10 protein-coding genes, 9 tRNA genes and 1 rRNA gene are annotated in these 10,820 nt (G+C 49.5%); 2 read left to right on the top strand and 18 right to left on the bottom strand.

Annotated elements, in window-relative coordinates:
- The 18 genes from EWH91_RS12770 to acpS all read right to left on the bottom strand — a co-directional run.
- Positions 1 to 124, bottom strand: a 16S ribosomal RNA gene (locus tag EWH91_RS12770); the annotation flags it as partial.
- 157 nt (positions 125 to 281) lie between these two features.
- Positions 282 to 358 (bottom strand) — tRNA-Ile (locus EWH91_RS12765).
- An 18-nt stretch (positions 359 to 376) separates the two neighbouring features.
- Positions 377 to 450, bottom strand: a tRNA-Gly gene (locus EWH91_RS12760).
- Between the two features lie 12 nt (positions 451 to 462).
- A tRNA-Pro gene (locus EWH91_RS12755) sits at positions 463 to 539 on the bottom strand.
- A gap of 4 nt (positions 540 to 543) precedes the next feature.
- Positions 544 to 620, bottom strand: a tRNA-Arg gene (locus tag EWH91_RS12750).
- Positions 621 to 629: 9 nt separating this feature from the next.
- A tRNA-Leu gene (locus tag EWH91_RS12745) sits at positions 630 to 715 on the bottom strand.
- A gap of 22 nt (positions 716 to 737) precedes the next feature.
- A tRNA-Leu gene (locus EWH91_RS12740) sits at positions 738 to 822 on the bottom strand.
- Between the two features lie 5 nt (positions 823 to 827).
- Positions 828 to 899: transfer RNA gene (locus EWH91_RS12735), tRNA-Lys, on the bottom strand.
- Between the two features lie 242 nt (positions 900 to 1,141).
- A tRNA-Ser gene (locus tag EWH91_RS12725) sits at positions 1,142 to 1,233 on the bottom strand.
- 4 nt (positions 1,234 to 1,237) lie between these two features.
- Positions 1,238 to 1,309 (bottom strand) — tRNA-Asn (locus EWH91_RS12720).
- 156 nt (positions 1,310 to 1,465) lie between these two features.
- Complete coding sequence (locus EWH91_RS12715; RefSeq protein ID WP_129930426.1) at positions 1,466 to 1,948, bottom strand: SprT family protein; 483 nt, start codon at positions 1,946 to 1,948, stop codon at positions 1,466 to 1,468.
- Between the two features lie 55 nt (positions 1,949 to 2,003).
- Positions 2,004 to 4,175: a Tex family protein gene (locus EWH91_RS12710; protein ID WP_129930424.1), complete on the bottom strand. Its 2,172-nt coding sequence runs from the start codon at positions 4,173 to 4,175 to the stop codon at positions 2,004 to 2,006.
- A 238-nt stretch (positions 4,176 to 4,413) separates the two neighbouring features.
- A complete protein-coding gene (locus tag EWH91_RS12705; RefSeq protein ID WP_129930422.1) occupies positions 4,414 to 4,764 on the bottom strand; it encodes a type II toxin-antitoxin system PemK/MazF family toxin in 351 nt (116 codons plus the stop codon).
- A 4-nt stretch (positions 4,765 to 4,768) separates the two neighbouring features.
- Entirely contained in the window at positions 4,769 to 5,047 is a 279-nt protein-coding gene (locus EWH91_RS12700; RefSeq protein WP_129930421.1) for a CopG family ribbon-helix-helix protein, read from the bottom strand.
- 182 nt (positions 5,048 to 5,229) lie between these two features.
- The gene (alr, locus tag EWH91_RS12695) at positions 5,230 to 6,417 is read right to left on the bottom strand and encodes an alanine racemase (protein WP_129930419.1); all 1,188 of its coding nucleotides are present in this window, start codon (positions 6,415 to 6,417) and stop codon (positions 5,230 to 5,232) included.
- A gap of 272 nt (positions 6,418 to 6,689) precedes the next feature.
- Entirely contained in the window at positions 6,690 to 7,700 is a 1,011-nt protein-coding gene (locus EWH91_RS12690; RefSeq protein WP_129930417.1) for a LolA family protein, read from the bottom strand.
- 20 nt (positions 7,701 to 7,720) lie between these two features.
- Positions 7,721 to 9,253 (bottom strand): NAD(P)H-hydrate dehydratase, encoded by a 1,533-nt coding sequence (locus EWH91_RS12685; protein ID WP_129930415.1) that lies wholly within the window; start codon positions 9,251 to 9,253, stop codon positions 7,721 to 7,723.
- A gap of 43 nt (positions 9,254 to 9,296) precedes the next feature.
- Positions 9,297 to 9,677 carry a holo-ACP synthase gene (gene acpS / locus EWH91_RS12680; RefSeq protein WP_129930430.1) on the bottom strand — a complete coding sequence of 127 codons (381 nt, stop codon included), beginning with the start codon at positions 9,675 to 9,677 and terminating at the stop codon, positions 9,297 to 9,299.
- 179 nt (positions 9,678 to 9,856) lie between these two features.
- Between acpS and EWH91_RS12675 the strand changes: the two genes are divergently transcribed.
- The gene (locus tag EWH91_RS12675) at positions 9,857 to 10,483 is read left to right on the top strand and encodes a rhomboid family intramembrane serine protease (RefSeq protein ID WP_129930413.1); all 627 of its coding nucleotides are present in this window, start codon (positions 9,857 to 9,859) and stop codon (positions 10,481 to 10,483) included.
- Positions 10,484 to 10,578: 95 nt separating this feature from the next.
- A complete protein-coding gene (locus tag EWH91_RS12670) occupies positions 10,579 to 10,818 on the top strand; it encodes a ferredoxin family protein (RefSeq protein WP_129930411.1) in 240 nt (79 codons plus the stop codon).
- Positions 10,819 to 10,820 lie beyond the last annotated feature (2 nt).

The following is a 10,820-nucleotide window of genomic DNA, read 5'->3' as shown; positions in this document are numbered from 1 at the left end:
CCCACGTGTTACTCACCCATCCGCCGCTCACCTCAGGGAGCAAGCTCCCCTCTGTGCGCACGACTTGCATGTATTAGGCACGCCGCCAGCGTTCGTCCTGAGCCAGGATCAAACTCTCCAAAAAAGTGTTGCTTCTTCCGGATCCCTTTCGGCATCCGGGTCAGTCTTTTTCGTTCATAAGATCCATAGCAAATTGAATTGATCAGGGGATAAACCCCTTAAATCACGCTTGGCTTTTGTTCAGTTTTCAAGGAACATTCCAGAATAAAAAGCAAAAATAATGGTGGGCCTGAGTGGACTTGAACCACCGACCTCACGCTTATCAGGCGTGCGCTCTAACCGGCTGAGCTACAGGCCCACATTATAAAAGAAAATATGGAGCGGGTGATGGGAATCGAACCCACGACCAGAGCTTGGAAGGCTCTTGTTTTACCACTAAACTACACCCGCAAAAAAGATGAATGGTCGGGAAGACAGGATTTGAACCTGCGACCCTCTGGTCCCAAACCAGATGCTCTACCAAGCTGAGCCACTTCCCGATAATGGTGCGCCCTAGAGAACTCGAATCCCCAGCCTTCTGATCCGTAGTCAGACGCTCTATCCAATTGAGCTAAGGGCGCATAAAAAATTGGTGCGGTCGAGAGGACTCGAACCTCCACGAAGTTTCCTCCACTAGCCCCTCAAGCTAGCGCGTCTGCCATTCCGCCACGACCGCATAACTATTAAATTTTTGAATATGGTGCGGGTGAAGGGACTCGAACCCCCACGTCGCAAAACACTAGATCCTAAATCTAGCGCGTCTGCCAATTCCGCCACACCCGCTAAAATGAGCCACGAAGGATTTGAACCTTCGACCCTCTGATTAAAAGTCAGATGCTCTACCCCTGAGCTAGTGGCTCACATTAAGAAGCGACTGTCTCATCTGGAACACGATAGGAATCACACAAGCTTTTATATAGAAGCCAGAAGCCGTTGCGCTTTATCATCGCTATATCCTGTACATTACCCATCTCTGAAGTTTAACGCACATCTATGAAATCAGTCAATGGTATTTTTTTCAGTGACCTGTGCGGGACTTGAACCCGCGACCCATTAATAAGATGGTGCCATAACCGTTTGACGAACGGGTCACAATTAAAAATGGCGGAGAAGGAGGGATTCGAACCCTCGCACGATTCACACCGTCTACTCCCTTAGCAGGGGAGCCCCTTCAGCCAGCTTGGGTACTTCTCCATAGCTCCACAGGCAGGGTTCGAACCTGCGACCAATCGGTTAACAGCCGATTGCTCTACCGCTGAGCTACTGTGGAATAAGTGTTTTTTCTTGCAAAGTCAAATGAAATTATACACAACTTAAGTCCACCTGTCAACGTCGTTCAACAAGCCTCAGGGTTGCCTTGTCCTTTTGACGACCTTAATAATTTAACACAAAAGGAGAGAACGCGTCAACCCTTTTTTTATTTATTTCACCCTTTCCCGTATTTTCCCGGAAGCTCTTTTTTAACGAATTGAATCTTCCCGCCACAGGACGCGCACCTGTATCGGCGGGGATCCATCCGTCTTTTTCTGGAAAAAAGGGCCCCGCAGTTTTTACATTGGTATGTATAGTGCAGCACCGAATGGTTTCCTGTCCCCGGAATCGAACCGCAGAAACGCGAGCCTCCGACTTTTTTCAGGAGTTGCCTGAAATCCGCATCCCTGTGCCTGTAACCCCGTCCACTCAGATGGAGGTGGTAATGACACAACTCATGTTTGATGATTTTTACAAAGGCGTCCAGGCCGAAATACTGAAGCTGCAACACATTAAATTCGAGATAATGACTGTTCAGTAAATAGCGTCCACCTGTTGTCCTCAGGCGGGGATTAAAGACGGCCTTATGGACAAAAGGGCGGTGAAAACTTTTCAGAGAAATCTGCTGTACCAGTTTCTGAAGTTCCTCATCTGTCATTGGGTCTGCCTCCGACGGTGAATTAATGCCGCATCAGGTGCGTGCTGATAGTTTATTATGTGGCAGGAGTCGTTCTGTTGTCAATCATACTTAGCGACACCCTGCCCTTCTCAAGGTCAACACTGTCCACCCAGACAGTCACTACCTGTCCAACATGGACGACATCAAGCGGATGTCTGACAAAATGTCCGGCAAGTTTTGAAATATGAACAAGTCCGTCCTGTTTGAGACCAATATCAACGAAAGCTCCGAAGTCGACTACATTACGCACAGTACCTTCCAGTCGCATGCCCTTATACAGATCTTCCGGTTTCAGAACATCTGCCCGCAGCTGCGGCTGATCCGCTTCATCACGCGGATCACGCCCGGGGCGGCACAGCGCTTCAATGATGTCACGCAATGTCGGTTTCCCAATGGCAAGTTGCGCTGCTGCCCGAGAAAGATCGAGCTGCCCTATCCTTCTCCTCAGCGACTCCTTATTGAGGGCTTCCGCTGATAAGCCTACAGTCCCGAGAAATTTTCTGGCTGCATCGTAACTTTCGGGATGAATTGAAGTTCCGTCGAGCCGTTCGCTTCCGCCGGTTATCCTGAGAAAGCCGGCGCATTGTTCGAACGTCCGCGGTCCCAGACGCGGCACATCTTTCAACTGCCGGCGTGAATGGAAACGGCCCAGTTTGTTTCGCACCCGGATAATATTCTCTGCAGTTGTCCGGGACAATCCCGCGACATACTTCAAAAGTTCAGCTGAAGCTGTATTAAGATTGACACCCACTCTGTTTACCACAGTTTCAACCACAAACCGGAGTGATTCACTCAGTATTTTTCGCGGCACGTCATGCTGGTATTCACCCACACCGATGGATTCCGGGTCAACCTTGACAAGTTCTGCAAGCGGATCCTGCAGCCGCCTTGCAATAGAAACAGCACTGCGCTCTTCAACCTGCAGATTGGGGAATTCTTTCCGCGCCAGAGTAGAGGCCGAATAGACACTTGCTCCCGCCTCATTCACCATGATATAAAAAATTTTTCTGTCACGCATTTCCTTAAGGGTCTCCGCAATGAAAGATTCCGTTTCCCGGGATGCCGTTCCATTTCCGATGGCAATCAGATCGACATCATAGGTCTGAATCAACGAAAGAACCTTCCGTCTGGCCGCAGTCCGCTCTTCTTTCGGTGGCGTAGGATAAATCACGGATACGTCCATCAGTTTTCCTGCAGGGTCCACAACAGCAAGCTTGCAGCCGGTGCGGTAGGCGGGGTCCACACCGAGAATCGTCTTTTCTTTCATTGGGGGCTGCATAAGCAGTCCACGAAGATTTTCCGAAAAGATATGTATCGCCTGCTGCTCCGCCCTTTGCGTCAGCTCCTGCCTGAGTTCCCGCTCTACAGCAGGGATAATCAGCCGTTTGCAGGCGTCCTCCGCAGCTTCGGTCAGATAACGGGCAGCGCTTGTTTTCCGGTTTCTGATCAAGAGCCGGCACGCGGTTTTCATCAGGATATCCATCGAGGCATCAACTGAGACACGCAGGATTCCCTGCGCTTCTCCACGATTGACAGCGAGTATCCGATGCGGAACCATGCATTTGGCCTGTTCCCGATACTGATAATACATTTCGTAGACCTTTTTACTGTCCTTAGCCTGGTTCTTTCCCGGGCTGGTCGCGATCACGCCTTTTTCAAAAATCTCCCGGCGCGCCAGCGCACGAAGCTCAGCATTTTCTGAAAGCCGTTCGGCAAGAATATCTTTTGCTCCTTTAATGGCTTCCTCAGCAGTGCGCACGCCCTTGTCTTCCGAAAGGTATTTCGCCGCCTCTTCAGCTACCGGGGTTTTAGGCAGTGATGCCAGCCACCCGGCCAGCCGCTCCAGTCCTTTTTCAGCAGCAGCCTGGGCACGTGTCCTCTTTCTGGGGCGATAGGGCAGGTAAAGGTCTTCGATGTCCCGGATCCGCTCTGCTTGCAAGAGCTTGCGTTTTAAGTCCGGATCCATCCTGCCCTGCTCTTCAATCTGTTTTATAACTTCTTCACGGCGTTTTTCCAGCCGGCAGTCACGCACATAAGCTTCCTGTATGTCTCCGATACGGACTTCATCCAGACCGCCGGTCATTTCCTTTCGGTAACGGGCGATAAAAGGAATGGTATTGCCCTTTTCAAGCAGGCGGATCACCTGTTCAACCTGTTTTGTGCGAATAGCCAGTTGATCCGAAATTCTGCGGCAGATGTTTTCCATACATGTCCCTCCCGCTTTATTTTACCAGAATCTCAGTGAGCATACTCGCACTTCAGTGATGAGATCTCTATTTTGATCGATCAAAAAGAGGAACATTTGTACTATATTAAACAAAAGAATCTTTAAACAGCTTAGAAAGGAGATCTTCTTCATGGCAACCGAAAGTAAAAAGAAAGAAACAGAAATAAGAGGTTCATCCATTGAACTGGATAAACCTCTTATTTCCATCGGCGGATGATCAAAAATCCACCAGACTCAGGCTGATTTGAATGGCTTTATTGACATGACCCATCATTTCTTCATCAAGATGTGTAATCTTGTCAGTCAGACGCTGTTTATCGATTGTTCTGATCTGTTCCAGAAGAATAACCGAGTCCCTGTCAAAACCGTACTTTTTTGCGTCAATCTCCACATGAGTTGGAAGTTTTGCCTTCTGTATCTGTGCGGTTATCGCCGCAACAATGACTGTCGGACTGAACCGGTTTCCTATATCGTTTTGTATCACCAGAACCGGTCTGACACCACCCTGTTCCGAGCCCACTACCGGGGAAAGATCCGCAAAATAGACGTCGCCACGCTTTACTATCAAGCTCTCACACCCCGCTAACGGAGCGTTCCAGAGTAATCTCTGCCTCCTCTTCAGCAAGAAAAGCCTCAGAAGCGATGTTCAGATTTATTTTAGCCATCTCCATGTAGCCCTGTCGCATCAGATCACGGACATAGCCTTTATTCCGTTCGCGTACGTACATTCCGATCGCGCGATGGAGAAATTCGTTCCGATTCACGTTATCTCGACTGGCAATGCCATCAATTTCACTCAGCAAATGTTGCGGCAAACTCAGCATAATTTTTTCCAGATTCGACTCAGGCATGCCTGCACCCCCACCACTATGATCCGATTTTTTTATTTTTATCTAAAAATTATATTAACATGTTCCCAATCGGTTTGCAAAGCAGATTTCGGCAAAAATCGCCTGTATTATATATTTTTTGAATTTTGTCATACTATTTCATGAATTCCTGCAGCATCTGTCCGGTTGACACGGCCTGCCGCTTAATCCAAAAGGCCAAGTACCGGATTCAGGACATCCGTCTTCTTACCGCCCTCATGAAAAATTCTCGGTACACGCGGCTGGATCATACATGTCACTTCATAGTTGATTGTTCCCAGTTTTTTTGCGATTTCATCCGCGGTAATCTCCTCAGACCCCTCTCTTCCAATCAATGTCACTTCTGTTCCGACAGGAAATTCATGAGGCAGCCGGCACATCAGCTGATCCATACAAATTCTTCCGACAATCGGACATCTGTGACCTGCGACAAGAAGATCTGATCCGCTCAGCGCCCGAAGCCATCCATCGGCATAACCGATCGGAACCGTACCGATCCACTCGGCTGAAGGAGACTGATAGCTGGCCCCGTACCCGATGGATGTCCCCTTTTCTACCTTTTTCACATGCATCAGCCGGCTGTGCAGGGACAGCACGCGTTTCAGCGGAAAAGGCAGCTTCTTTATCATTTCCGGAGACGGAGAAAGGCCATACATCGATATGCCGTAGCGGACCATATTGAAAAGATGACGCTGTTCAGCCGGATATTTAAGGGTGGCCGCGCTGTTGCCGCAATGGATCACCTTCGGCCGGACGCCCAGTTCAAGGAACCAGTCGATCATCGTTTCAAAACGGTTATACTGTTCATTAAAATAGGTCTCATCATCCTGATCCGCGGTAGAAAAATGCGTAAACAGCCCCTCTGCAGTGAACTTTCTGTCTGCCTGAATCACCTCAGCGAATGCCGCCGCCTCTTCTTTATTGCGGATGCCGATCCTGCCCATGCCCGTATCACAGGCAATATGGATCAGGACCGGATCAGACAGTGAAGCAGGGAGCGCTTCTTCTGCCTTCTCCACCCATTCTTTTTGAAAAACAGTCAGTGAAATTTTGTACCTGGCTGCGATTTCTGCGTCTTCCGGACGGATCGGAGACAGGACCAGTATGGGTGCTTTAATTCCCGCCTTTCGCAGTGCAAGTGCTTCATCAAAAATAGCAACAGCGAGCCAGCTGGCTCCGTTCTTCAGTGCCGTCTCAGCAATACGTACAGCACCATGCCCATACGCATTGGCCTTAACAACAGCCATCAGCATCGTTTCTTCAGGAATAAGCGCCCGCATACGTGCCACATTATAGCCGGCAGCGTCCAGATCTATGTCTGCCCACGTTTCCCGGTAGTAAGAGCTTTTCATGAATATGTCCCAGCCTTTATCTGCAAGTTAATAACCCGTTATCTCCGATATGCTGCCGGATTATTTTCGTATTTTATTGATATTCATCTGACTTGTGCCGGAATCCCGCATGCATTTTTTACATACATGATTCGGGCAGCATCATGAGACATCACCTTTCTATTTAATCACTTATACAAAAAAAACGGAAGGGTCTGTCTTGTCCGGGGGACATGCAAGAGGTTCTAAAAAGAAAAAAACCCGCAAACCATTGCGGGTTGGGGGAGTAACGTTTATTTAATAACCGTACCATTTACTGATTGAGCGATGGCTGTCATTTCCTCACGGGTCAGTTTTTCTGAAGCAAGGAAGTAATCCGTTCCGCCCTCCGACCAGGACAGCGTCCGTTCTCCTGCAGTGCCGACCGCAAAGCCGAGATTTGCCGGGTCGCCGGAAGCAAAGGTCGGAACAACGGAAAGGCCTCTCTTACTCTTTGTTTCTATCAGGGTAAAGGGCTTTTTCCCGCCGTATTGCAGGACATACTTTTCACCTGATTGGGTGACTTCCGGCTTCATGGCAGACAGTTTGGTTCCGGAAATCCGGGCCGTCGGATACTGAACTTTGAAAGAGGTCTTTTCGGCAGAGGTCTGCCTGCTGTCCTTTCCGATCTGCGATGCCGTCATGTTCTGCCGGACATCGAACGTTTTTTTATCTAGAGACGGGTTGACTTTAAAATGGGTGAATTTAACCGACACGATCACATTCTGATCCTTATCCTTCACCTGAACATTGTCCGGCGTCAGATCTTTTTTCAGCGTAATCGTCTGGTTGGCGAGCTGTGTTGTATTATAATTCGTTTTTGTATCAAAAATATATTTATTGTCCTGCGCTTTAAATCCCGGATTCGGATCATTCAGGATGTCGTTTGCAACCGAGTGATACAGATAAGCCTGGCTGCGGTTATTCGGCCATGTACTCTCAAACTGATAACTCTTGTTCAGTTCCGGCGTCAGGACAAACACCCCGTCTTTATTTCTGATAATCATTTGTTTATTCGTCTTTTTGTCGTCGCTGAGTGCGACCCGGTACTGATTCGGCTTCTGAAAAGAAATATTGGCTTTATAAGTCTGCTTCTTTCCATTATGCTGGAATGTCATTGTTGCGTCCGCCTGATAGCTGCTCAGTCTATCCATTTTCTTTCTCAGGTCTCCGGTAACACTTTTTTCGGACTTTGCTCCGCATGCAGACAGAAGAACACTGAGCAGCAGAACGGTAATCAGTCCGACTGACGACCACTTTTTCATGTATATCCAACCCCTTTGCCTCATTTCGGTGACAAAGGAGGGGTTCTACACGTCGTATGCTGATAAAGCGCATGCAAGACGGGAGGAAGCTGTTCAATCAGGTCTGTCGCCAGGACATCAAGTGCAGAATGCCCCTCATGTACCAGGCTGTCCGCCAGCAGGCCATGTATATACACCGCATTACATACCGCATCCATCACCCTCTGATGCTGCAGAAGGAAGGCCAGAAGGATTCCGGTCAGGACATCGCCCGACCCCCCTTTGGCAAGAGCCGCGTTTCCTGTCGGATTCACCGTCTGGGTCCCGTCCGGCGCGGTGATGATCGTATACCTGCCCTTCAGCACCAGTGTCGTTCCGTATTTCTCTGTGAAAGCCTTAGATGCGCCGAATCGATCGCTTTCTACTTCACGGACTGTTGAACCAAGCAGCATCGCCATTTCTCCGGGATGTGGGGAGAGAATGACCGGGCTGTTTCTTTTCTTCAGTTCATCAAGCATGCCGGATAAATGATACAGCCCGTCCGCGTCAATCACGCAGGGAATCTGATCGTATTCCAGCACCTTTCGAACGAGCCGCGCTTTCTCCGGCTCCCTGCCGAGCCCGGGGCCGATTGCAATTCCCGACAGGTTGTGAAAATCCAGATCATGCCGCGGCATGAACAGGGTCTCCGCAAGCCGTGCGGCAATGATTGGCCGGATCGGGTCCGGCACGCTGACCTTCAGCAGGCCAATGCCGGACCTGAGTGCGGCTTTAGCCGCAAAAAATGCGGCTCCGGGCATCTGAGGCGCGCCGGCAATAATCAGTCCTCTGCCGTGCGACCCTTTATGAGAGAACGGATCGCGCCGCGGCAGGGTACGCCTGACTTCCTCCTCCGACCGGATGGTTCTTCTGACGCCGCATGCTCTGACGGAAACGTCCGGAATGCCAATCGAAAGAACACGGACCTTTCCAAAATGCCTGGCGGCAGGCTGAACAAACTGGGCCAGTTTCGGACAGGCCAGCGTCATGGTGACGTCGGCGTTCACGGCGCGGTGGGTGAAGTTTTCCCCGTCCGCCGGTACCCCGCTCGGCAGATCCACTGACACCACTTCTCCCGCTGCCTGATTGATCCTGTCAATGACCCTGAGATAGCCAGGATACGGGCTGCCGTGAATTCCGGTTCCAAGCAGCGCATCAACAATCAGATCCGCCTGTCCGAGGCTCGTCGAAAATGCCTCTTTCTCCTCCTGAATCCGGCGTATTTTCCCGCCTGAGGCAAGGTAAGCCTTCATGTGGCAGGCGGCATCCCCTTTAATCTCCGATGGATCGGGTAAAACCCAGGTTTCGGACGTCACTGCCGTATTGAGCAGATACCGCGCCACAACGAATCCATCTCCGCCATTATTTCCCTTGCCGATGACAAGAACGACACGCATTCCTTCTTTCAACCCCGGGACGAGCGCCTGAAACACCGCCCGGCCCGCATTTTCCATCAGCAGCGGTCCTCCCAGCCCGATCTGCTGGATGGTGTAACGATCAATAGCTTGCATTTCTTCCCGTGATACGACGTGCACAATAGTCCCTCCCAGCGTAGTACACTATATGAGACAAGGTTCCTTAATATGCAGACTTGCCTGACGGGCTTTCAATCACAACAAAAGCTGCTGCGGTCTGCCCGGTATGTGTGATGGATACATGTATGGATTGTTTTTTATGCTGCGCTCTGTGATCGTAAATCACCGGCTGACCTTCAGCGTTATTGAGAACACTCAGATCCTGAAAAGACAGCCGTCCGCCCAGCCCCGTACCTGTTGCCTTGGCATAGGCTTCTTTTGCTGAAAAACGTCCGGCAAGATACTCTGCCCGTCTGCTGCCCTTCAGCTTCATATAAACACTTTGCTCCTCCGGGGTCAGCACGCGGCGGATGAACGCCTGGTCATCTGTATGCTTTTCGATCCGATCCAGTTCCGTCAGATCGACACCGATTCCTGTAATCATCCGGATCGCCGTTCCCTTCTTCTTTTCATCCGTTGATTCTGTCCGCACGCTACTGAAAAAAGCATTTTTGGGCGAATATGTATCTATACCCTGTTCTCACTCGTCATTTTCATGACTACCCTTATCAAACATTTTACCCTATACTGGATAAAGAATCATGTCAAAAGGAGGAACATCCTTTGTTTATTCGAAACGAGCCTTTCAGATTTTTCCTGAAGCATTATCCCGTCACTTCACTGATTCTGGCGGTTAATCTTTTGATTTTCCTGGTTCTGTATATATCAGGTACCTGGCATGTGGCACCGGTTTTTGCCTATAACGTGTTTCAGTTTATGGTCGGTTCGAACGCCATGATCCTTCAGGGGGCCTGGTGGCAGCTGATCACGCCGATTTTCCTGCATATTTCATTCTCCCATTTCCTGTTTAATGCCTTCTCTATTTTTCTTTTTGCCCCTGCTCTGGAGGCGCTGCTTGGCAGACTGAAATTCCTTCTGGCCTTTCTTGGAACGGGAATTATCGCGAACATCGCCGTCCTTTTTCTTGAATCTCCGGGGTTCAGTCACAACGGCGCCAGTGGAGCCGTATTCGGACTGTTCGGTATTTACCTGTATCTGGTGATCTTCAGGAAGGAGTTGATCCCGCGGCCGGATCAGACGATCATTATTGTTCTTCTCGTTCTTGGACTGATCAGTTCTTTTCTGTATCCGAATATCGATATAAAGGGGCATCTGACCGGATTTCTTGCCGGACTTGCGCTTGCACCCCTGCTTTTTCTGAATGTACGGTTCAGGTCATCCCGAAAATGATGAGGAAAACGATTTTCCCTATGAAAATATTGAATTTCTCGTAAAAATTAGTCATACTGGAAGTAGATTCGCACTCACTGAAAGGAGATCTTTACATGGCATTCGTCATAACTTCCGCCTGTGAAAATGAAAAAGCCGGAGAATGCATAGAAACATGCCCCGTTGATTGTATTGTCGAAGGGAAGAAGCAAATGTACATCGATCCGGATGTCTGCATTGACTGCGGCGCCTGCGAAGCGGTCTGCCCGGTTGAAGCGATTTACCCGGAAGATGAAGTTCCGGACAATGAACAGAAGTACATTCAGATCAACCGTGACTTTTTCAAAAACAGATAAAT

The sequence above is a fragment of the Sporolactobacillus sp. THM19-2 genome, assembly GCF_004153195.1.
Taxonomy (GTDB): domain Bacteria; phylum Bacillota; class Bacilli; order Bacillales; family Sporolactobacillaceae; genus Sporolactobacillus.
This window is presented reverse-complemented; position numbering and strand designations above follow the sequence as displayed.